The 20,670-nt window shown below is 72.7% G+C and carries 20 protein-coding genes; 6 read left to right on the plus strand and 14 right to left on the minus strand.

Features of this window, described 5'->3' with window-relative positions; genetic code table 11:
* Positions 1 to 24 precede the first annotated feature (24 nt).
* From ACIHAD_RS33555 to ACIHAD_RS33605, 11 genes are all read right to left on the minus strand, one after another.
* Complete coding sequence (locus tag ACIHAD_RS33555) at positions 25 to 243, minus strand: hypothetical protein (protein WP_397358707.1); 219 nt, start codon at positions 241 to 243, stop codon at positions 25 to 27.
* 58 nt (positions 244 to 301) lie between these two features.
* Positions 302 to 1,195 carry a ribokinase gene (gene rbsK / locus ACIHAD_RS33560; protein WP_397358708.1) on the minus strand — a complete coding sequence of 298 codons (894 nt, stop codon included), beginning with the start codon at positions 1,193 to 1,195 and terminating at the stop codon, positions 302 to 304.
* A complete protein-coding gene (locus ACIHAD_RS33565; protein WP_397358709.1) occupies positions 1,192 to 2,532 on the minus strand; it encodes an ADP-ribosylglycohydrolase family protein in 1,341 nt (446 codons plus the stop codon). Before ACIHAD_RS33565 ends, rbsK begins: the two co-directional genes overlap by 4 nt.
* Positions 2,529 to 3,668: an ADP-ribosylglycohydrolase family protein gene (locus ACIHAD_RS33570; RefSeq protein WP_397358710.1), complete on the minus strand. Its 1,140-nt coding sequence runs from the start codon at positions 3,666 to 3,668 to the stop codon at positions 2,529 to 2,531. Before ACIHAD_RS33570 ends, ACIHAD_RS33565 begins: the two co-directional genes overlap by 4 nt.
* The gene (locus ACIHAD_RS33575; protein WP_397358711.1) at positions 3,665 to 4,624 is read right to left on the minus strand and encodes an ADP-ribosylglycohydrolase family protein; all 960 of its coding nucleotides are present in this window, start codon (positions 4,622 to 4,624) and stop codon (positions 3,665 to 3,667) included. Before ACIHAD_RS33575 ends, ACIHAD_RS33570 begins: the two co-directional genes overlap by 4 nt.
* A gap of 6 nt (positions 4,625 to 4,630) precedes the next feature.
* A complete protein-coding gene (locus ACIHAD_RS33580) occupies positions 4,631 to 5,596 on the minus strand; it encodes an ADP-ribosylglycohydrolase family protein (RefSeq protein WP_397358712.1) in 966 nt (321 codons plus the stop codon).
* On the minus strand, positions 5,593 to 6,948 hold the full coding sequence (locus ACIHAD_RS33585) for an ABC transporter substrate-binding protein (protein ID WP_397358713.1): 1,356 nt from the start codon (positions 6,946 to 6,948) through the stop codon (positions 5,593 to 5,595). The genes ACIHAD_RS33580 and ACIHAD_RS33585 overlap by 4 nt, the downstream gene beginning before the upstream one ends.
* A 12-nt stretch (positions 6,949 to 6,960) precedes the next feature.
* A complete protein-coding gene (locus ACIHAD_RS33590; protein ID WP_397358714.1) occupies positions 6,961 to 7,779 on the minus strand; it encodes a carbohydrate ABC transporter permease in 819 nt (272 codons plus the stop codon).
* Positions 7,776 to 8,690: a carbohydrate ABC transporter permease gene (locus ACIHAD_RS33595; protein WP_397358715.1), complete on the minus strand. Its 915-nt coding sequence runs from the start codon at positions 8,688 to 8,690 to the stop codon at positions 7,776 to 7,778. The genes ACIHAD_RS33590 and ACIHAD_RS33595 overlap by 4 nt, the downstream gene beginning before the upstream one ends.
* Positions 8,687 to 9,718, minus strand: coding sequence for a LacI family DNA-binding transcriptional regulator (locus ACIHAD_RS33600; RefSeq protein WP_397358716.1), 1,032 nt, complete (start codon positions 9,716 to 9,718; stop codon positions 8,687 to 8,689). The genes ACIHAD_RS33595 and ACIHAD_RS33600 overlap by 4 nt, the downstream gene beginning before the upstream one ends.
* 243 nt (positions 9,719 to 9,961) lie before the next feature.
* The gene (locus ACIHAD_RS33605) at positions 9,962 to 11,188 is read right to left on the minus strand and encodes an MFS transporter (protein ID WP_397358718.1); all 1,227 of its coding nucleotides are present in this window, start codon (positions 11,186 to 11,188) and stop codon (positions 9,962 to 9,964) included.
* Between the two features lie 23 nt (positions 11,189 to 11,211).
* Between ACIHAD_RS33605 and ACIHAD_RS33610 the strand changes: the two genes are divergently transcribed.
* From ACIHAD_RS33610 to mihF, 3 genes are all read left to right on the plus strand, one after another.
* A complete protein-coding gene (locus ACIHAD_RS33610; RefSeq protein ID WP_397358719.1) occupies positions 11,212 to 12,459 on the plus strand; it encodes an ROK family protein in 1,248 nt (415 codons plus the stop codon).
* A gap of 107 nt (positions 12,460 to 12,566) precedes the next feature.
* Positions 12,567 to 12,971, plus strand: coding sequence for a heme-binding protein (locus ACIHAD_RS33615; RefSeq protein WP_397358720.1), 405 nt, complete (start codon positions 12,567 to 12,569; stop codon positions 12,969 to 12,971).
* A 101-nt stretch (positions 12,972 to 13,072) separates the two neighbouring features.
* Positions 13,073 to 13,378, plus strand: coding sequence for an integration host factor, actinobacterial type (gene mihF, locus ACIHAD_RS33620; protein ID WP_043641121.1), 306 nt, complete (start codon positions 13,073 to 13,075; stop codon positions 13,376 to 13,378).
* Positions 13,379 to 13,526: 148 nt separating this feature from the next.
* Here the strand turns inward: mihF and ACIHAD_RS33625 are convergent, their stop codons facing one another.
* On the minus strand, positions 13,527 to 14,174 hold the full coding sequence (locus tag ACIHAD_RS33625) for a response regulator transcription factor (protein WP_358285518.1): 648 nt from the start codon (positions 14,172 to 14,174) through the stop codon (positions 13,527 to 13,529).
* Positions 14,165 to 15,412, minus strand: coding sequence for a sensor histidine kinase (locus ACIHAD_RS33630; protein WP_397358721.1), 1,248 nt, complete (start codon positions 15,410 to 15,412; stop codon positions 14,165 to 14,167). The genes ACIHAD_RS33625 and ACIHAD_RS33630 overlap by 10 nt, the downstream gene beginning before the upstream one ends.
* A gap of 186 nt (positions 15,413 to 15,598) precedes the next feature.
* Here ACIHAD_RS33630 and ACIHAD_RS33635 point away from each other — a divergent pair, with 186 nt between their 5' ends.
* The 3 genes from ACIHAD_RS33635 to ACIHAD_RS33645 are packed head-to-tail and all read left to right on the plus strand — an operon-like array spanning position 15,599 to position 19,968.
* Positions 15,599 to 16,888: an acyltransferase gene (locus tag ACIHAD_RS33635; RefSeq protein ID WP_397358723.1), complete on the plus strand. Its 1,290-nt coding sequence runs from the start codon at positions 15,599 to 15,601 to the stop codon at positions 16,886 to 16,888.
* A 37-nt stretch (positions 16,889 to 16,925) separates the two neighbouring features.
* Complete coding sequence (locus tag ACIHAD_RS33640; protein WP_397358724.1) at positions 16,926 to 17,423, plus strand: GNAT family N-acetyltransferase; 498 nt, start codon at positions 16,926 to 16,928, stop codon at positions 17,421 to 17,423.
* 37 nt (positions 17,424 to 17,460) lie between these two features.
* The gene (locus ACIHAD_RS33645; protein WP_397358773.1) at positions 17,461 to 19,968 is read left to right on the plus strand and encodes a DEAD/DEAH box helicase; all 2,508 of its coding nucleotides are present in this window, start codon (positions 17,461 to 17,463) and stop codon (positions 19,966 to 19,968) included.
* 131 nt (positions 19,969 to 20,099) lie between these two features.
* Here the strand turns inward: ACIHAD_RS33645 and ACIHAD_RS33650 are convergent, their stop codons facing one another.
* Positions 20,100 to 20,663, minus strand: a complete 564-nt coding sequence (locus ACIHAD_RS33650) for a hypothetical protein (RefSeq protein ID WP_397358725.1) — start codon at positions 20,661 to 20,663, stop codon at positions 20,100 to 20,102.
* Positions 20,664 to 20,670: the final 7 nt, after the last annotated feature.

Raw genomic sequence — 20,670 nt, forward strand, 5'->3', positions numbered from 1 at the left:
GGTCCGGCGGGCGGTGGGCGGCGGTCAGGCGGTGGGGCCGGCGTCGGGGCGGATGACGTCCTCGCCTTCGTCGTCCTCCTCGGGCGGCTCCTCCGGGGTGACCTCCTCCTGCTCCTCCGGCGGGTCCGCGGACACCGGGCGGCGGGTCCTGGGCGATCCCGAGCCGGATCGCTCGGCGACCACGTCGCTCTCCCCGTCCACGCCGCCCACCGCCTCGGGCAGATCGTCGGGATTCTCGCTCATGGCCCCCATCTGCCCGTGACGGCGTCCCCTGACGCCCGCCCGGACGTCAAGGGACGGGCTAGGACAACTCCCGCAGCGCGTCCTCGATCTCGGCCCTGACCGGCATCGACGTGCTGGCGCCTTCCCGCTGCACCGACAGCGCCGCCGCCACCGAGGCGAACCGCAGCGCCTCGGCCGGCGCCAGGCCCTCGGCCCGCGCCACCGACAGCGCGCCGACGAACGTGTCACCGGCCGCCGTCGTGTCCACGGCCTTCACCTTGATCGCGGGCACCCGCAGCCGCTCGCCCGAGCGCGAGCCGTAGAGCGCGCCCCGCGAGCCCAGCGTGATGACGGCCTCCTCGACGCGTTCGAGGAGCGCGTCGAGGGCTGCCTCGGGGTCGGCCTGGCCGGTGATGTCGGCGGCCTCGTGCTCGTTCGGGACGATCATGGTGATCGCGTCGAGCAGCTCGTCGGGCAGCGGCTGGGCGGGCGCCGGGGTGAGGACGGCGGGCACGCCGGACACGCGGGCCGCCTCGGCGGCGGCCACGACGGCCTCCATGGGCAGTTCGAGCTGGAGCAGCAGGGCCCGCGACCCGGCGATCGTGGCCAGGTCACCGCCGGACGGCCCGGTCACGGTGCCGTTCGCGCCGGGCACGACGATGATCGAGTTGCCGCCGGCGTCGTCGACCACGATGTGCGCGATGCCGCTGGCGCCGGCCACCTGGCGCAGGCCGCGGACGTCCACGCCGGCCTCGGCCAGGGTGGCGCGCATCTCGGCGCCGAAGCCGTCGTCGCCGACCGCGCCGAGGAAGGCCACCTGCGCTCCGGCGCGGGCCGCGGCGATGGCCTGGTTGGCGCCCTTGCCGCCGGGCACGGTCCGGAACCGGTGACCGGTGACCGTCTCACCCCGTTCGGGAGCTTCAGATACGTACGCGACGAGGTCCATGTTCGCGCTGCCGAAAACCGAGATCATGACGCCATCATCTCCTGCGTACGTCGCGCCAGTTCGCCGAGCCCCACCCCGTCGAAGCCGGTCAGGCTGCTGGCCAGGCTGTCGCGCATGAGCCAGCGGTCCGGCACGCCGCCGTTCAGCGCGCCCGCGACGGACCCCGCCGTGGCTCCGGCCGAGTCGGTGTCCCAGCCGCCGGCGACCGCGCCCGCGATCGTGGCGGTGAAGTCGCCCCGCCCGTGGATCAGGGTGGCGGCGACCAGGGCGGCGTTGTTGATCGTGTGCACCCAGTGCAGCGTGCCATGCCGCTGGTGCAGCAGGTCGATGACACGCTCGAAGTCCGGCTCGCGGGCGGCGTCGGCGGCGGCCCGGCTGACCGCCTCGTGCAGGCGGGAGTTCCGCGGCACCACCGACAGGCCCGCCTGGACGGCCTCCCGCGGCGAGCCGGCGACCAGGGAGGCGGCGCACATGGCCGCGACGAACATCGCGCCGTAGATCCCGTTGGCCGTGTGGGTGAGCCGGGCGTCGCGCCAGGCCAGCTCGGCGGCCGTGGCCGGGTCGCCGGGGTTGGCCCAGCCGTAGACGTCGGTCCTGATGAAGGCGCCGATCCACTCGCGGAACGGGTTGCGGCGGGTGGCCGTCTCCGGGGGCTCGAAGCCGTCGAGCAGGTTGCGGTAGGCGACCCGCTCGGCGGTGAACGTGCGGCCGGCCGGGAGCTCGTCCAGCCACAGCTTGGCGACGTCCTCGGTGGTGAAGCCGCGGCCGTGGCGCTCCAGGACGGACAGCGCCAGCAGCGGGTAGTTGAGGTCGTCGTCCTCGGGGATGCCGTCGATGTTCTCGGCCAGCGAGTTGACCGCGCTGCGCCGGTTCCAGGGCCAGCGGCGCGCGATCTCCTCCGGCAGGCCCTCGGCGGTGAACCAGCCGGTGACGGGCCAGTTGCCGGTGGCCTCGGCGATCTGCCTGATGCCCTCGCGCGGGATCTTCTCCACCGGCTTGCCCAGCACGCACCCGGCCGCCCGCCCCTGCCAGGCGCCCAGCAGCCGCGCCGGGTCCGCCTTCACGGGCGTCCCGGCCGACGGCCAGTCGGGGCAGGCGGCGACGATGGCGTCGAGGTCGGAGGGCTCCTCCAGCGGCGAGGGGATCGCGGCCAGCTCGTCCAGCAGGCTCTCGGCCAGGGGACGCAGCCGGGCGGCGGCGGCCTCGGAGGCGCCGGCGCGCGGCGGGGCGTCGTGGCCGCCCGCCGCGTGCCACCGTCCGGCCAGCTCGCGTACCTGTGGCAGGTCGCCCCTGCCGTCCTCGCCGGCCTGGCGCAGCTCGTGGCCCACCAGGTCCTCCGGCTGGACCCAGGTGAGCCTGATCATCGCGCGTCCAGCTCGGCGAAGGCGGCCTCGTGGGCGCGCCGCCGCGCCAGGTCGTCGGCGTGCACCCGGCGCGCCACCTCGGCGACGGCCAGGCCGGGCGCCACCAGGTCGGTACGGCTGGCCGCCCCCACCTGCTCCACCCACTGCGCGGGCACCGCGGACAGCCCCCCGAGGGCGCCCGCGATCGCTCCGCCCATGGAGGCGATCGAGTCGGCGTCGCGGCCGTAGTTCACGCCGCCGAGCACGGTGTCGCGGAAGTCGCCCTTGGCCGCGACCAGGAACCCCAGCGCCAGCGGCAGCTCCTCGATGCTGTGCACCCGGCTCGGCCGGCGCGCGCCCAGCCCCTGGTCGCGGTAGGTGTCGGCGACCGTGTCGAAGGGCCGTACAGCCGCGCGCAGCACCTCGAACGAGCCGTCCCAGTGGCCGACGCCGGACGCGGCCTCGCAGACCGCCTCGATGGCGGCGCGGGTGCCGTCCTTGGCCAGGCGCAGGCAGGCGGCGACCACGGAGTCGACCGTGGCGCCCGGCCGCATGGCCTCGGCGACGGCGGCGGCCATCACGCCGGCGGCCTCGCGTCCGTAGCTGGACTGGTGGGCCCCGGCCAGGTCGACGGCCTCGGCGTAGGCGGCGTCGGGGTCGGCGGCGTTGACGATGCCGACGGGCGCGACGTACATGGCCGCGCCGCAGTTGACGATGTTGCCGACGCCGGCCTCGCGCGGGTCGACGTGCCCGTAGTGCAGGCGGGCCACGATCCACTTCTCGGCCAGGAAGATCCGGTGCAGCGGCAGCGCCTCGGTCTCCAGCTCGGGGATCCACCGCCGCTCGCCCATCAGCTCCGGCACGAGGTGGTCGGCCATCGCGTACGCCCCCAGGTGCCCGCCGACCTTCTCGTACACGCGGATCAGGGCGTGCGTCATCAGGGTGTCGTCGGTGATGTGCCCGTCGCCCTTGTGGTACGGCGCGATCGGCCGGGCGTTGCGCCAGTCCTCGTTGTACGGCGGCACGATGCCCTCGACCCGGCCGCCGTACCGCTCCACGATCTGTTCGGGAGTCCAGCCCTCGGTGGCGCCGCCCAGCGCGTCACCGACCGCCGCCCCCGCCACGCAGCCAGTGGCCCTGTCCTCAAGCGGCGTCATGCGATTCCCTTCGTCAGTTCGATCAGATCCTTGCCCGCCAGCGACGGCAGGCAGCAGCCCGCCAGCTCGCGGGCCGGCGCGAGCCACCCCTCCGGGATCGCGCCGTACCCACTGGCGGCCCCCGCCAGTGCGCCGGTCAGCGCGGGCGCCGAGTCGGCGAGCGCGGACAGGCAGGCGGCGGCCGGGACGGCGCGGGCGAGGTCGCCCCCCGCCGCCTCGGCCAGCGCCAGGGCGACAGGCACCGTCTGGGCGGCGCCCACGCCGTAGCTGTAGACGTGGTCGAGCAGCGCGGCGTCCAGCGCGGGCACCGCGCCGAACGGGTCGCCCGCCTTCCTCGCCGCGGCCAGCGCCACCCGGGCGTTGTGCCCGATGGCGGTGTGGTCGGGCAGGACGGCGAGCGCCGCCTCCACGGCCTCGCCCACCGAGCCCGATGCGACCGCCGCGGCCACGGCGGCGGCCATGGCCTGGGCGCCGAGCAGCCCGTCGCCCGCGTTGGTCACCTGGGCGTCCTCCGTGGCATCCCGGCCCAGGGCTCCGAACGCGACCGCCCGTACGGCGGCGGCGTCGTCGAAGTGGTGCGGGTTGTCGTGCCCGGAGGCCGGCGGCTCGATGCCCTTGGCCAGGTTGTCCAGCGCGGTGGCCACCGAGATGCGCGCCCTGACGCCGGTCAGCTCCCTGAACGCCGCGGCCCGCGGCCGGTCGATCGTCAGCAGCGTCCAGGCCAGCCATTCGGCGTCGTCGGACGGCCCGACGGCCAGCGGCGCGACCGGCTGGTTGAGCGCGAACGGCACCGGCAGCGTGGTGACCCGGTGCTCTTCGGCGAAGGCGTCCAGCTCGCGGTGCAGGCGCCGGCTCCAGGGCGCGTGCAGGGCGGCGCGGTGCCTGGCCGCGGGCCAGCCGACGGCGTCGCCCACGGCGAGCCCGATGAAGGCCCCCCTGATTCTGTCCCCCGACATGATGATCTACAGTCCTTCCGCCAGCTCGTCGGCGACGTCCAGCACGTGTCTTCCGGCCACGACGGGCAGGCATTTCCCGCTCACCGGGCCGATCTGGGCGGCCCATCGCGCGGGCACGCCCTGCTCTCCCTGGATGGCGCCGGCGACCGCGCCGGCGATGGCGCCGATCGTGTCGGCGTCCCTGCCCAGGCTCACCCCGAACGTCACCGTCGCCTCCACCTCGCCGCCGCCCGCCAGGACGGCGCCCAGCGCCAGCGCGACGGCCTCGGGCGCGAGGTCGGTCCAGGGGTAGTGCCTGACCACGACGGCCTCGTGCAGCGCCTCGATCAGGGCGAGCTCGTCGCCCGCGCCCGGCGCGAGCACGTCGCGCGCCCTGACGATCGCGCGGGCCGTCCAGGAGTCGGCGGGGATCACCGACAGCGCGGCCTCCACCGCCTCGGCGGGCGTGCCGCCCGCCATGGCGGCGGCCACGGCCCCGGCGACCGCGCGGCCGCCGAGTATGCCCTCGCCCGACCCGCTTACCAGCCCGTCCTGCTCGATCAGGCGGGCGGCCTCGGCCGGGTCGCCGGGGCAGAAGATCCCGTACGGGGCCGCCCGCATGGCCAGGCCGTCGGACCAGCCGTGCTGGTGGACGCGTCCGGTCAGCGGCGGCTCCAGCCCGCGGCGAAGCGCTTCGATGGTGCCCAGCTCGGAGAAGCCGGCGCCGCGCATCGGCCCGGTCACCGACGGGATGATCTCCCGCCGGTACGCCCGCGCGACGTCGGCCGCGGTCAGGGCGTGCCCGTGCCGGACGAGCAGCGAGGCGGCGAAGATGGCGTACTCGGTGTCGTCGGTGCCGCCGCCCTCGATCTCGGTGAGCCGGCCCCACCGCCGCCGGATCTCCGACGGCGACAGGTTCTCGGCGGGGGCCCCGAGGGCGTCGCCGGCCGCCAGGCCGAGCAGACACCCCCGGGCCCTCAGGCGATGAGTCACTGCTGGTACCGCTCCAAGACCTTGTTGCCGTCCTCGACGAGCCGCTTGGCCGCGTCGTCGATGGTGATCTTATTGGCGAAGTACTCCTGGAGGACCGGCGTGGCGACCTTGCTCTTCCACTCGTCGAAGCCGTTCACCTTCAGGAACGGGGCCACGACCAGGTTCTTGGCGGAGGCGGTCGCGACGTCCCAGCCGTTCTCCTGCGTGGTCATCGCCGGGTCGGCGGCGGCGGTCTGCGAGGTCGGCAGCAGCCAGTCGCCCTTGGCGAGCTTGGCCTGGTTGGCGCCGTTGAGGAAGAACGAGATGAACTTCATCGCCTCGTCGGCGTGCTTGCTGTCCTGGGCGATCGACAACGTCTGCGAGACCGCGCCCTGCTGGGCGCTGGTGCCCTTCGGCGCGGGCAGCGTCACCCACTCGAAGCCCTCGGGGGCCTGCTCGACGACCTGCTGGCGCAGGTAGACGCCGGCCGGGAGCAGCGCGAACTTGCCCTTGTAGAAGGCGGGCAGCGGGTCGGCGGTGCCCTGGCCGAGCGCGGCCGGGTCGGCGGACTTGTCCTTGTAGAGCTGGTCGTGGATGCGCTGCAGCACCTCGCGCTCCTCCGGGCCGACCTTGACCGTGGTCTTGCCGTCGGTGGTCTGGAAGAACGTGCCGCCGAAGTTGAGCGCCAGGTTGAGCGTCTTGTTGACCGGCGACTTCATCGGCCAGGCCACGCCGTACGCGCCGCTCTTCTTGGCGGTCCCGGAGGACTCGTCCCAGGTCGACGGGTTGTCCGAGGTCATCTTCTTGGCGGCCTCGGAGAACTCGTCCCAGGTCCACGGGTTGTCCGCGGTCGGGATGCGCACCTTGGCGGCGTCCAGGAGCTTCTTGTTGGCGATGATGACCTGCGACTCCTGGAGGAACGGCACGCCGTAGATCCCCTGCTCGCCCTTGCCGCCGTTGAAGGTGACGGTGTCCCAGGCCGACTGCGGGATGTCGCCCTTGAGCTCGGCGGGCAGCTTGCTCGTCAGGTCGAGCAGGTAGCCGTCGGAGGCGAACCCGGCCAGCGCCGGCGAGTCGTTGTGGATCACGTCGGGCGCGGTGCCGCCGGCGAACTGGGTGACGAGCTGGTCGTTGACGTTGTCCCAGCTCCCCTGCACGTAGGTGACCTGGGTCTTCGGGTTGGCCTTGTTCCACTCCTCGACGAGCTGCTTGTTGGCCGCGACGGACTCCTTCTGCCAGGCCAGGCTGAGGAAGTTGAGCTTCACCGGCTCGCCGGACGAGGCGGCCTCTCCGCCGCCCCCTCCTCCGCTGCTGCCACACGCGGCGGCGAACGCGACGACGGCCGCCGCCGCCAATGCGGACTTGATTCGCATATGAGCCTCCTACTAGCCCTTCACGGCGCCGGCCATCAGGCCGGACTTCAGTCGCCGCTGAATGATTGCGAAGAAGATCAGGCTCGGGATCGTCGCCATGAGCGACGCCGCGGCCAGCGGGCCGAGCCTGGCCACCCCCTCGGGGCCGGTGAACCGCACCAGCGTGAGCGGGAGTGTCATCACGTCGGGGTCCTGGAGGATCACGAGCGCGAACAGGAACTCGTTCCACGACGAGATGAAAGAGAACAGCAGCGTGGCCACCACGCCGGGCGCGAGCAGCGGCGCCACCACGCTGACGATCGAGCGAAGCCGGGTCGCGCCGTCCACGGCCGCGGCCTCCTCCAGCTCGCGCGGCACCGCCCGCACGTAGCCCTGGAGCATCCACAGCGCGAACGGCAGCGTGAACGTCACGTGTACGACGACGAGCCCCGGCAGGGTGTTCACCAGCTCCAGGTCCCGAAGGATCATGAAGAGCGGGATGATGATCAGGATGAACGGGAAGACCTGGCTGACCAGCACCCACCCGATCGCGACCTTGTTGAGCAGGCTGCGGTAGCGGGCCATGGCGTACGAGGCCGGCAGCGAGATCAGCACCGTGATCACGCTGCTGAACAGCGCCACGACCAGGCTGCGGCCGGCCGCGCCGATCAGGTCCTGCTCGCCGAAGGCGTCGGCGAAGTTGGCCAGGGTCGGCTCGCGCGGGATCCACGTCGGGTCCGCCAGGGCCATCTCCTGGGGCGTCTTCAGCGCGGTCGACAGCAGCCAGAACAGCGGGAACGCCAGGAAGACGATGTACGCGACCAGCGCGACGTACTGCGGGGCGCGTCTCATCGGGTCTCCCTCATCTGGCGCCACAGGTACAGGCCGAGCACCGTGAGCACGACGATCGCCATGGCCAGGCCGAGCATCGAGGCGTAACCGGCCATCCGGTAGCGGAACGCCTCCTCGTAGGCGAACAGCATCGGCAGCCGGGTCTGGCCGCCGGGCCCGCCCTGGGTGAGCACGTAGACCAGGCCGAACTGGTTGATGTTCCACACGAAGTCGAGCGAGGTGATCGACACGATGACCGGCCGCAGCTGCGGGAGCGTGATGCTCCAGAACCGCCGCCACCGGCTCGCGCCGTCGACCTCGCCGGCCTCGTACAGCTCCCTCGGGATGCCCTGGAGGCCGGCGAGCAGGACCACGGTGGTCTGCGGCATACCGGTCCAGATGCCGACCACGATGATCGCGGGCAGCGCGAGCGAGAAGTCGGCCAGCCAGTTGATGTGCGTGCCGAGCAGGCTGTTCAGGATGCCGGCGTCGGGGTGGTAGACGAGCTTCCACATCAGGCCGACGACCACCGGCGGCATCGCCCACGGCACGACCGCGAGCACCCGGGCCACGGTCCTGAAACGCAGGTTCTGGTTGAGCAGCACGGCCAGGCCGAGCGCGGCCAGGAACTGCAGCACGGTCACCGAGACCGACCAGATCGCGCCGATCCTGAACGAGGCCCAGAAGTCGCCGTCGGTCAGCAGCCGGCCGAAGTTCTCCAGGCCGACGAAGCTGGTCTCGTGGTTGCGCGTGTTGCGGGCGTCGGTGAAGGCCAGGCCGATGCCGTACAGGAGCGGGCCGATGCTGAACAGCGCGACGGGAACCAGCGCGGGCAGCATGAGCAGCCACATCTCGCGGTTCCCGCGCGACTTGGGGCGCCGCCGGGAAGGCGGGCGCCGGGGCGGTGCCGCCGTCGTCACGGTCGCGGTCACGTCCTGCCTCCCTCATGTCCGTAGGTCTCGCCCGCCGTCGAGGCCCGCACCACCAGGCGCGGCGGAACAGTGATCACGCGCGGCGCGGCGTCGTCGCCGTTCAGCCGGTCGAGCAGCAGCTCGGCGGCGGCCTTGCCGCGCTCGGCCGAGCCGAGCGAGACGCTCGACAGCGACGGCCAGGACGCGGCGGCCAGGTCGGTGTCGTCCATGCCGACCACCGCCACGTCGTCGGGCACCCGGCGGCCGGCGGCGCGCAGCACGTCCAGCGCGCCGAGCGCGATCAGGTCGTTGGCGCACATCAGCGCGTCCACGTCGGGCGCCCGGTCCAGCAGCTCGGCCACCGCGCGGCCCCCTTGCGCGCGGTAGAAGTCGCCGATCTGGACGAGGTCCTCGTCGTAGGGCAGGCCGAGCTGCTGGAGCGCCTCGCGGTAGGCCGCGCCGCGCGAGGCGCCGGGCCAGGTGTCGGGCGGGCCGTTGACCAGCGCGATCCGCCGGCGCCCGAGCGCGTGCAGGTGGTCGACGGCGAGCTTGACGCCGGTACGCGAGTCGGCCCGTACGTTGTCCACCGGGGTGCCCTCCGGCACCGTGCCGATGATCACGACGGGCGCCCTGGCCGCGGCCAGCATCTGCAGGTGGGCGTCGGTGACCCGGAGCGGACTCATGATCAGCCCGTCCACGTAGCGCTCGCCCAGGCTGTGCAGCACGTCGATCTCGTCGGCCACGACCGCGTCGGTCGAGTGCAGCACGAGCCGGTAGCCGGCCGCCTTGAGCACCGGCTGGATCTGGCGCAGCATCGCCAGGTAGGCGGGGTTGCCGACGTCGGCCATGGCGAAGGCGACCTGGTGGGTGCGCCGGGACTTGAGTGACCTGGCCACGGCGTTGCGTACGTAGCCCAGCTCGTCGGCGGCGGCCATCACCTTGCGCACGGTCTCCTGCCTGGTCGGCAGGCCGTTGAGGACCCGCGAGACGGAGGCGATCGAGACACCGGCGCGGGCGGCGATCGTGGTGATCGTGGGTCCGTCGGCCAAGGCTGTCCTTCCAAGAACGTAAACGTTTACGGGAAAGCGTCTGTAAACGTTTACCGTGTTTCGCACATGAAACCGGCCCGTAACTTCAGGGTCAAGTCACGATCCCATAACACCAGGTCAGCGGGCATATCGGCAAAGAGAGAGCTCCCGCTCCCCCGGGCTCGGGGAGGCGGGCGCCGTCAGGGGGTGGGGAAGCGGGGGCGGTTCGGGGTGCGGTGGCCGGAGGAGGGCTCGACGCCGGGGTTACGCGGAGCGTTCGGCGGGGACGGGTGCGGGCGCCGCCTGGCGGGTGAGCGCGCGGATCGCCGGGGCGCCGCTGAGCGCGACGACGGCGGCCAGGACGGCCGGGATGATCAGCGCCACGGGCAGCGACTCCGTCGCCTCGGCCACGTACCCGAGGACCGCCGGGCCGAGCAGCAGCCCGCTGTAGCCGAAGGCCGTCACCATGGCCAGGGCGCGGCCCACCGGACCGCCCGCCGCGCCGACCGCGCTGAACAGCACCGGCACGACCGTGGCCAGCCCCACGCCCGCCAGCGCCCAGCCGGTCCACGCGCACACCACGCGCAGCGGCTCGCCGAGCGCCGGGGCGGCGAGCACCAGGACGTACCCCAGGGTGGCGAAGCCGCCCGCGAGCTGGATCGTGCGCACCGAGCCGAGCCGGGCCCTGATCGGGTCGCCGAGCAGGCGGATCGTCGTCATGGCGACCGAGAAGATCGTGTAGGCCAGCGGCGCGGCGGCCGGGCCGGTGTGCAGCACCCAGCGGGCGTGCAGCGCGGCCCAGTCGATCGCGGCGCCCTCGCTCAGGTGCCCGGCGAAGGCCGCCACCCCGAGCAGCGCGATCAGCGCCCACTTCAGCGTGCCGCCGCCCTCGCCGCCGCCCGCCTCCTCGCCGCCCTGCCGGGAGGCGTCGGGCAGGAGCAGGCGGGCGGCCAGCAGGTACACGAACGGCACCACCACCGCCGCCGTCACCAGCAGTGCCTGCGGGTCGATCGCCGCCCGCAGCACGAGGGACGTCAACAGGCCCCCGGCCGCCCCGCCCAGGCTCCACGCGCCGTGGAAGGCCGAGATGATCGGCCGGCCGTAGACCCGCTCGACCTCGACGGAGTGGGCGTTGATGGCGACCTCGACCACCCCCAGCCCCGTCCCGAACACCAGCGCCAGCACCATCAGCGACCCGTACGAGGGCGCCAGCGCGGGCCCGAGGAGCAGCACGGCCGACAGCGGCCCGCCGATCCAGCACACCCGCCGGCTCGACCACCGGTCCACCAGCCGCCCGGCCACCAGCATCGACACCAGCGCGCCACCGGAGATCAACAGCAGCACGGTGCCCAGCCGGGCGGCGCCGAGGCCGAGGCGGTCGTTCAACGAGGGCAGCCCGGCCGCCCACAGACCCATCACGAATCCGCTGAGAGCGAAGAGACCGAAGACTCCGACACGTGCCCGTCCGGCATCAATGAGGCTTTTGTTCACGGCAAGAGCATAAGCTGTGCTGTGTGAGAAGTGCTACGACGAGCGGCGAACTTCGCGCGCACAACCGGGTCCGGCTGCTGCGCGCCGTGCACGACTGCGGGGCGACCCGTACCAGGTCGCAGCTCACCCGCGACCTGAACCTGGCCAGGGGCACGGCCTCGGTGCTCGTCGCCGGCCTGGCCGAGGACGCCCTGCTGCACGAGGAGCCCGCCACCGGGCACACCGCCGGGCACACCAGGGGACGGCCCACGCAGGTGCCCGGCCCCCACCCGCTGGGCCCGCTGGCCCTGGCCGCCGACGTGCGCGAGGACGCCTGGGAGCTGGCGGCGTGCGAGCTGGGCGGACGGGTGAGCGTCCTGGAGGTCCAGCCGCACGACGGCACCCCGGAAGGCGCCCTGGCCTCGCTGGGCCAGGCGGTGGCCGACCACCTGTCGCGGCGGGTGGTGGGCCTCGGGGTGGCGCTCGCGGGCCCGGTCCGGCACGACGGCCTGGTGGACATCGCCCACCTGGGCTGGCGGTCGGTGGACGTGCCCCGGCTGCTGGCACTCGGGTGGCCGGCCCCCGGCCCGGACCCGGTGGTGGTGGGCAACGACGCCGGCCTGGCCGCGCTGGCCGAGGCCCGCCGGGGACGGCTGCGCGGCGTACGGCTGGGCCTGCACCTGCACGTGGACTTCGACCTCGGCGGCGTCCTCGTCGTGGGCGGCCGGCCGCTGGACGGCGCGAGCGGCCCCGGCGCCGAGTTCGGCCACATGCCGCTGGGCGGCGGCGACCGGCCGTGCGCGTGCGGCGCGACCGGCTGCTGGGGCCAGGACGTGGGCGCGAACGCCCTGCTGCGCCACGTGGGCCTGGCCTACGGCGGCGGCCGGGGCCGCGCGCAGGCGGAGGAGGTGCTGGCCGGCAGCCGGGAGGCGGTCGAGGCCGGGTCCCGCGCGCTGGGGCTGGGCATCGCCGCCCTGGTCAACGCCCACGACCCCGAGGTCGTCACGCTCTCCGGGCACGGCGTCGCGCTGCTGGAGCGCGCGGGGCAGGCCCTGGCGGACTCCTGCGGGCCCGCGCTGATGACCATCCGGCGGGAGCGCCCGCCCCGGATCGAGGCCGCCGCGCTCGGCTGGCGCGGCGCGCTGCTGGGGGCCATGGAGTCGGTCTTCGACGCCTTCCTGACCCCCGAAGGGCTGGAGAGATGGCGCGAAACAGGCCCCGACCAGGGCAGCGACACGCCCGGATCAAGAAATGTGACGCATTCCACCCTCAAGCGGAAAATCATGCAATAACCCCGGCCGTACGAGCGCCGACCAGGCGATCTTGCGAGACCCGGCCCCGGGGCTGTACGCATGGAAGTGCCCGGCGCGCTCACGATCATCGACGGGGGTGGGAACGCGTGGATCTCGAACTCGCGCTCCGCATGACCGAGGCCGCCCTGAAGCAGGCCGTCCGGGAGGGCGCGCTGGTCTCGGTGGCGGTCGTGGACGGCGGCGGACATCTGGTGTCTTTCCAGCGTATGGCGGGTGCGGAGCTCGCCGGACCGGTGCTCGCGCCGGGCAAGGCGTACACGGCGGTGGCCCATCGCAGGGCCACCGCCGACCTCGCTCCGCTGGTGGCGCCGGGAGGGGAGCTCTTCGGTCTGACGGGTGACCGATTTGTCTGTTTTGGAGGTGGTGTCCCCCTCTGGGCGGACTACGGCGAAGGGGAACGCGTGGTCGGCGGAGTGGGGGTCAGCGGCGGCACGATCGCCCAGGACGTGGCGTGCGCCGAAGCGGCGGCACTGGTGTGGCGGACTCGTTGAGCGGGCGCTTTCCGCAACACGAACCGCTGGTATCCGCCATGATTAGCCACTGCACCACGGGAAACAGTTTCCCGAACCCAACTCCCCGAGGAGAGAACGAGATGGCACTTCCCACTCTCACCCCCGAGCAGCGTCAGGCGGCTCTGGCGAAGGCGGCCGAGGCCCGCGCGGCCCGCACGGCCCTGCTCGCCAAGGTCAAGGCGGGCGAGCTGACCTTCGCCCAGCTCCTGGAGCGCGACGACGACATCGCGAAGAAGATCAAGGTGTCCCAGGCCCTGCGCGCCGTCAAGGGCGTCGGCCCGGCCAAGGCCACCGCGCTGATGGAGGAGGCCGGCGTCGACGAGAAGCGCCGTCTCGGCGGCCTGGGCGCCCAGCAGCGCAAGAAGCTGGTCGACGCGCTCGGCTAGAACCGGGCGGCCGGGTCCGCGCGCCACGTCGCGCGGACCGGCCGGCGACCCCTCGTAGGGCCAGGAGGGGCCGGAGAGCGGCGAGCGCTCACGGCGGGCCCGGCCGAGGGGTCAGGACCTCAGGCGGTGCCGGGGCGGCGAGTGAGGGTCAGGACCTCAGGTACGCCAGCACGGCCAGCACGCGGCGATGCTGGTCGCTGTCGTCGGCGTAGAGGCCGAGCTTGTTGAAGATGCTCCTGATGTGCTTCTCCACGGCGCCGTCGCTGATGACGAGCTGCCGCCCGATGGCCGGGTTGGACTTCCCCTCGGCCATCAGCCCGAGCACCTCGCGCTCACGCGGCGTGAGCTGCGCCAGCGGGTCGTCCTTGCGTCTGCGGACCATCAACTGGGACACCACCTGCGGATCGAACACGGTGCCCCCCGCCGCCACCCGCCGCAGGCCCTCCAGGAACTCGTCCACGTCGACGACCCGGTCCTTCAGCAGGTAGCCCACCGCGCCACGGGCGTCGGCGAGCAGGTCGTCGGCGTAGGAGACCTCGACGTACTGCGACAGGATGAGCACCGGGGCGCCGGACACCCTGCGCCGGGCCTCGACCGCCGCCCGCAGCCCCTCGTCGGTGAACGACGGCGGCATGCGCACGTCGACCACCGACACGTCGGGTCTGTGCTCGACGATCGCCTCCACGAGGGCGTCGCCGTCCCCCACGGTGGCGACCACCTCGCAGCCGAACTCCTCCAGCAGCCTGACCAGGCCCTCCCTGATCAGGACCGCGTCATCGGCCACGACTACGCGCACGGCACCTCCGCCACGATCACCGTCGGCCCGCCGTCCGGCGACCGTACGGTGAGCTCCCCGTCAACGGCCCGGAGCCGGTCGGCCAGACCGGCCAGGCCGTGTCCCTTGGCGACGTGTGCGCCGCCCACCCCATCATCCCCGATCGTGAGCATGAGGATGTCACCGATGCGGACGAGCTGGACCGTGCAGATGGTCGCGCGGCTGTGTTTGGCCACGTTGGTGAGGGTTTCCGCGCAGACGAAGTAGATCGCGTTCTCGGTCGCCGCCTGGAAGCGGCCCACGATCTGCACGTCGAGGTCGACCGGCACCGTGCAGCGTCCGGCCAGGGCGGCCAGGGCGGGCGCGAGGCCGCGGTCGGACAGGATGGGCGGCGCGATGCCGCGCGAGAGGGCGCGCAGCTCGTCGAGCGTCTCGCGGGTGGCGCTGATCGCCGAGCTGATCGTGGCCGAGGCGGCCTGCGGGTCCTTGGCGAGCTGCCGCTGCGCCCTGGACAGCTCCATGGCCAGCGAGACCAGGCGCTGCTGCGGGCCGTCGTGGATGTCGCGCTCCAGCTTGCGCAGCGCGTTGGCCTCGGCCGAGACGGCCGCCGCCCGGCCCTCCGCCAGGTCGTCGATGCGCTCCTGCAGCTCGGCGACGCCGGTCAGCAGCGCCCGGCCGAGCCCGGCCCTGACCAGCGCGGCCACGCGCACCATGAACGGCATGACGAACGTGAAGACCAGGCCGAGCGAGACGTAGAAGATCGTGTTCACCGCGTAGCCGGAGCCGATCCCGAGCAGCTCGGGCAGCTCCATGTTGCCGGGGATGCGCGAGGTGACGACGCCGTAGAGCGGGTAGGTCAGCCCGAGGATCGGGATCGCCCAGAACACCACGGTCAGCACGAACGCCAGGATGGCGAACGGGAAGTTCAGGACGCCGTGCAGCAGGTCCAGCCACGACTGGCCGTTGGTCAGCGGGTTGACGATCCGGCGGAAGCGCCCCGCCCCCTCCGGCGCCGGACGGTAGCGCGGCCGTACGGGCGGCCGCTTGAGCACGTCGGACAACCAGCCGCGCTCGGCGTCGGCGAAGCCCCGCGCGACCAGGAGCGTGCCGGCCAGCAACGGCACGCCGATCCACACGACCGCGGTGCCGACGCCCGCGGCGAAACCGGCGACCATGATCACGAAGCCGATGACGGCCGTCGGGAATCCGACCAGCGTGTAGCGGGTGTCGAGAAGGACACGCCTCATCAGGGAGCGCATGCATTGAAGGCTAAGTCCCCCGGCCAAGCGGTACGAGCCGGTACGCAGGCATCCGGGGGTAGGGCCAGCCCTACCCCCGGAGGTGGTGTGATCTTGACCTGAACAGGGCGGCCTGCGGCAATGTGCGCGAGCCTCCGGGACGGAAGCCTTGAGTCATCCGCTCCCCCGCTCGAAACGAGGCTCCCCATGACCGTCCTGCTCGATCGTCCCGCGCAGGTCCAGGCGCCAGGCCCGGCGCCGGTACAGGCGCCGGTCCGGACGCCGCGCGCGACGGCGCGGGACCCGTTCATCGACCTGCTGCGCGTGCTCGGCATGGCGCTCATCGTGCTCCAGCACTGGACGATCCCCGTCCTGTCCTACGAGGGCGGCCGGCTGAGCACGGGCAACGCGCTGTCCACGCCGGGCGTGTGGGTGGTGACGTGGCTCAGCCAGGTCATGCCGCTGGTGTTCTTCGCCGGCGGGGCGGCCAACGCGATCAGCCGGAGCCGGTCGGCCAAGAGCGACCAGGAGTGGCTGGCCGGGCGCCTGCGCAGGCTCGCCTGGCCGCTGCTGCCGCTGGCGGCGGTGTGGATCCCGCTGCCCCACGTGCTGCTCACGCTGGGGGTGCCGGCGCAGCCGCTGGAAGTGGGCGCCAAGCTGACCGGGCAGTTGCTGTGGTTCCTGGCCGTGTACCTGATCGCGGTCACGGTCACGCCGTACGCGCTGCGCCTGCACCGCAGGTTCGGCGTGCTCGTCCCCGTCGCGCTGGGGGCCGGGGCGGCGCTGACGGACGTGGTGCGCTTCTCCACCGGCCTGGAGGCGGCCGGTTACCTGAACATCGTCTTCGTGTGGCTGGCCGTGCACCAGATCGGCTTCTCCTACGCCGAGGGCCGGGTGCGGCTGCCCGGGTTGATGGCGGCCGGCGGGTTCGGCGTGGCGGCGCTGCTGGTGGGGTTCGGCCCCTACCCCGGCAGCATGATCGGCCTGCCCGGCGCCGAGGTGTCCAACATGGCCCCGCCCACGCTGGCCATCATGGCCGTCGGCATCGGCCAGATCGGCCTGGCCGTGCTGCTGCGTCCCTGGCTGGTCCGGCTGCCCCTGCGCCGCGTCCTGGACTGGGCCGGCCCGCGGATCATGACCGTCTACCTGTGGCACATGCCCGCGCTGTTCGCCGTGACCGGCGTGGTCGTGGTCCTGCTGGGCGTGGAGACGCCGGAGCCGGGCAGCCTGTTCTGGTTCGCCGGGTGGCCGGTGTGGTTCGGCATGTTGTGCCTGGTCATGTGGGGGCTGGTGCGGGCGTTCGCCAGGTTCGAGACGCCGCCGTCGCTGCCGTACGGGACCGCCGGCCGGGGGACCATGCTGGTGGCCGCCGGGCTGGTCGGGGCCGGGATCCTGACGCTGACCGTGGGCGGCTTCGCGCCGGGCGGCGGCCCGTTCCTGGCGGTGCTGGCGGTGCTCGGCGGCCTGCTGATGACGGCGCCCAAGGCCCGCTCGTAACACGGACGAAATTTGTCCCCGGCCACAATCGATCCCCATGACGACCATTCGCGACCTGACCGAGGACGACGTGCCCGCCGTGGCCGCCATCTACGCCCACTACGTGACCGGCGGCGTGGCGACGTTCGACGAGATCCCGCCCGGGGACGGCGAGTGGCGGGCCAAGGCGGCGGCGCTCGCGGCGGCGGGGCTGCCGTTCCTGGTGGCCGAGGACGACGGCGTGGTCACCGGCTACGCCTACCTCAGCCAGTACCGGCCCAAGCCCGCCTACCGCCACAGCCTGGAGGACTCGATCTACCTCGCGCCCGGGTCCACCGGCCGCGGGCTCGGCCGCCTGCTGCTGGGCGAGCTGGTCCGGCGGGCGTCGGCGACCGACGGGCGCTGTCTGATCGCGGTGATCGCCGACGGCGGCGACCCGGCCTCGCAGCGCCTGCACGCCGCCTTCGGGTTCCAGGACGTGGGACGGCTGAGGAGCGTGGGGTTCAAGCACGGCCGCTGGATCGACACCGTGCTGATGCAACTCGACCTCCGGTAGGGGCGGCGGGTTCGACCACACGGCAATCTTCGGCAGGATAGATACCGTGAGCCTTCTCGTTGACCGCCTGCCGGAAGAGATCGACGCCGATCCCGACGCCATCTTCGACGCGTTCGTCGCCTGGAACGCCGAACGGGGGCTCACGCTCTATCCCGCCCAGGAGGAGGCCCTCATCGAGGTCCTCTCCGGCAGCAACCTGATCCTCGCGACGCCGACCGGCTCGGGCAAGTCGCTGGTCGCCGCCGGGGCGCACTTCGCCGCGCTGACCAGAGACGTCCGCACGTTCTACACCGCGCCGATCAAGGCGCTGGTGTCGGAGAAGTTCTTCGACCTGTGCGCCGTCTTCGGCACCGCCAACGTCGGCATGATGACCGGCGACGCCAGCGTCAACCCCGGCGCGCCCATCATCTGCTGCACCGCCGAGATCCTGGCCAACGTGGCGCTGCGCGACGGCGCGGCGGCCGACATCGGCCAGGTCGTGATGGACGAGTTCCACTTCTACGCCGAGCCCGACCGCGGCTGGGCCTGGCAGGTGCCGCTGCTGGAGCTGCCCGACGTGCAGTTCATCCTGATGTCGGCCACGCTCGGCGACATGTCGATGTTCGAGCGCGACCTGACCAGGCGCACCGGCCGGCCCACGTCGGTGGTCAAGCACGCCGAGCGGCCGGTGCCGCTGGTGTACTCGTACCGGATGACGCCGCTGCACGAGACGCTTGAGGAGATGCTCACCACCGGGCAGGCCCCCGTCTACGTCGTGCACTTCACGCAGGCCGCCGCCATGGAGCGGGCCCAGGCGCTCATGTCGATCAACATGGCGACCAAGGCCGAGAAGGAGGCCATCACCGCGATGATCGGCGGCTTCCGGTTCACCACCCGGTTCGGGCGGGCGCTGTCGCGGCTGGTCAAGCACGGCATCGGCGTCCACCACGCCGGGATGTTGCCCAAATACCGGCGGCTGGTGGAGCGGCTGGCCCAGGCCGGGCTGCTGAAGGTCATCTGCGGCACCGACACGCTCGGCGTCGGCGTCAACGTGCCCATCCGCACGGTCCTGTTCACCGCCCTGTCCAAGTACGACGGCAACAAGGTGCGCCGGCTGCGCGCCCGCGAGTTCCACCAGATCGCCGGCCGGGCCGGCCGCGCGGGCTTCGACACCATCGGCTACGTCGCCTGCCAGGCCCCCGAGCACGACATCGAGAACGCCAAGGCCCTGGCCAAGATCGGCGACGACCCCAAGCGGCGGCGCGGCTACGCGCGCAAGAAGCCGCCGGAGGGGTTCGTCGGCTGGAGCGAGGAGACGTTCGAGAAGCTGCAGCAGGCCGAGCCCGAGCCGCTCAACTCCCGTTTCAAGGTGAGCAACGCGATGCTGCTGGCCGTGATCAACCGGCCGGGCGACTGCTTCCAGGCGATGAGACACCTGCTCACCGACAACCACGAAGACCGCAAGTGGCAGCGGCGGCACATCAGCCAGGCCATCGCCATCTACCGGTCGCTGCTGGCCGGCGGCATCGTCGAGCAGTTCGCCGAGCCCGACGAGCAGGGCCGGCGGGCCCGGCTGACGATCGATCTGCAGGAGGACTTCGCGCTCAACCAGGCGCTGTCCACGTTCGCGCTGGCCGCCTTCGACCTGCTCGACCGCGAGTCGCCCTCGTACGCGCTCGACATGGTCTCCATCGTCGAGTCCATCCTCGACGACCCCCGCCAGATCCTGTCGGCCCAGCTGAAGAAGGCGCGCGGCGAGGCGGTCGCCCAGATGAAGGCCGACGGCATCGAGTACGAGGAGCGCATGGAGCAGCTCGCCGAGGTCATGTACCCGATGCCGCTCGACGACCTGCTGCTCGGGGCGTACGAGACCTACCGGCGCGGCCACCCGTGGGTCGGCGACTACACCGTCAGCCCGAAGTCGGTGGTGCGCGACATGTTCGAGCGGGCCATGACGTTCGGCGAGTACATCCAGTTCTACGAGCTGGCCCGCTCCGAGGGCACGGTGCTGCGCTACCTGGCCGACGCCTACCGCACGCTGTCGCGCACGGTCCCCGAGCACCTGAAGACCGAGGACCTGGTCGATCTCATCGAGTGGCTGGGCGAGCTGGTCCGGCAGGTCGACTCCTCGCTGATCGACGAGTGGGAGAAGCTGACCAACCCCGAGGAGGCGCTGGAGCGCCAGGCGCAGCTGGAGACCAAGGTGCGGCCGGTCACGGCCAACCCGCGGGCCTTCCGGGTGCTGGTGCGCAACGCCATGTTCCGGCTGGTCGAGCTGTGCGCCATCGAGAAGGAGGACGAGCTGGCGGAGCTGGCCCCCGACGTCGACTGGGGTGCGGCGCTCGACGCGTACTACGCCGAGCACGAGGAGATCTTCACCGACGCCGACGCGCGCGGGCCCGCGCTGCTGCGGATCGAGGAGGAGAGCGGCCTGTGGCGGGTGCGCCAGACGGTCAAGGACCCGGCCGGCGACGGCGACTGGGGCATCGACGCCCAGGTCGACCTGACCGCCTCCGACGAGGAGGGCCGGGCCGTGCTGCACGTGCTCGGGCTCAACCGGCTCTGAGCGGCCCCGGAAAGAGAACAAGCCGTGTGCCGGAACGGACTGGCAAGGGCGTTCCGGCACCGGCTTGTCGCTTCATTGTCAGGTGGCGAAGTTAGGCGTCGGGTCATGACGATGTCTCAAGATCGAGACATTCAGCACTCCGCCAGCTCGCAGATCTTGGCGAGCATCGTGCCCGCGTCCTTCCTCTGCTGCCTGAAGTCGGACCGGGCGGGCTTGCCCCACTCGCCGCCAGCCGTGTAGAGGATCAGGGCGTTCGCGCGGCGGGTCACGACGGCCCGCTCGCCGCCGACGGCCGGCTTGCCGTGGTCGTAGGCCTGGCCGACGACCAGCACGCCCTCGTCGCCGAGCGCCAGCTTCGTGCCGCTGTACCGGTAGCCCGCGGTGCCGCAGGTCCGTACGGCCGTCCTGAGGTCGTTGACCGCCTTGCCGGCCGCCTCCGGCGAGGAGTAGAGGATCACCTGCTCGGACTTGGAGTAGTCGGGCACCGAGGTGTAGACGATCGTCCTGGTCGCCGTGCGGCCGGCCAGGCCCAGCCCGGCCTTCTGGCACGGGTTCACGACGAGCTGCGCGTTCTTCTTGCCCGACACCGTCCAGCTGTGCTCCGGGTTGGGGTCCTTCTTGGCGGCGGCCTTCTCGTACAGCAGGAAGTTGCCCGGGATGGCCAGACTGGCGGCGACGAACAGTGCTGCGATCATGGGACAA

Origin of the sequence: Nonomuraea sp. NPDC052265 (assembly GCF_044547985.1) — a bacterium.
Lineage (GTDB): Bacteria > Actinomycetota > Actinomycetes > Streptosporangiales > Streptosporangiaceae > Nonomuraea.

What these genes read in the sequence shown, in the direction of transcription:
- ACIHAD_RS33570 (WP_397358710.1), bottom strand. Translation starts at nt 3,668, where the DNA reads ATGACGCCGCTTGAGGACAGGGCCACTGGCTGCGTGGCGGGGGCGGCG.
- ACIHAD_RS33555 (WP_397358707.1), bottom strand. Translation starts at nt 243, where the DNA reads ATGAGCGAGAATCCCGACGATCTGCCCGAGGCGGTGGGCGGCGTGGAC.
- ACIHAD_RS33650 (WP_397358725.1), bottom strand. Translation starts at nt 20,663, where the DNA reads ATGATCGCAGCACTGTTCGTCGCCGCCAGTCTGGCCATCCCGGGCAAC.
- rbsK (WP_397358708.1), bottom strand. Translation starts at nt 1,195, where the DNA reads ATGATCTCGGTTTTCGGCAGCGCGAACATGGACCTCGTCGCGTACGTA.
- ACIHAD_RS33575 (WP_397358711.1), bottom strand. Translation starts at nt 4,624, where the DNA reads ATGTCGGGGGACAGAATCAGGGGGGCCTTCATCGGGCTCGCCGTGGGC.
- ACIHAD_RS33640 (WP_397358724.1), top strand. Translation starts at nt 16,926, where the DNA reads ATGACGACCATTCGCGACCTGACCGAGGACGACGTGCCCGCCGTGGCC.
- ACIHAD_RS33630 (WP_397358721.1), bottom strand. Translation starts at nt 15,412, where the DNA reads ATGCGCTCCCTGATGAGGCGTGTCCTTCTCGACACCCGCTACACGCTG.
- ACIHAD_RS33635 (WP_397358723.1), top strand. Translation starts at nt 15,599, where the DNA reads ATGACCGTCCTGCTCGATCGTCCCGCGCAGGTCCAGGCGCCAGGCCCG.
- ACIHAD_RS33590 (WP_397358714.1), bottom strand. Translation starts at nt 7,779, where the DNA reads ATGAGACGCGCCCCGCAGTACGTCGCGCTGGTCGCGTACATCGTCTTC.
- ACIHAD_RS33565 (WP_397358709.1), bottom strand. Translation starts at nt 2,532, where the DNA reads ATGATCAGGCTCACCTGGGTCCAGCCGGAGGACCTGGTGGGCCACGAG.
- mihF (WP_043641121.1), top strand. Translation starts at nt 13,073, where the DNA reads ATGGCACTTCCCACTCTCACCCCCGAGCAGCGTCAGGCGGCTCTGGCG.
- ACIHAD_RS33585 (WP_397358713.1), bottom strand. Translation starts at nt 6,948, where the DNA reads ATGCGAATCAAGTCCGCATTGGCGGCGGCGGCCGTCGTCGCGTTCGCC.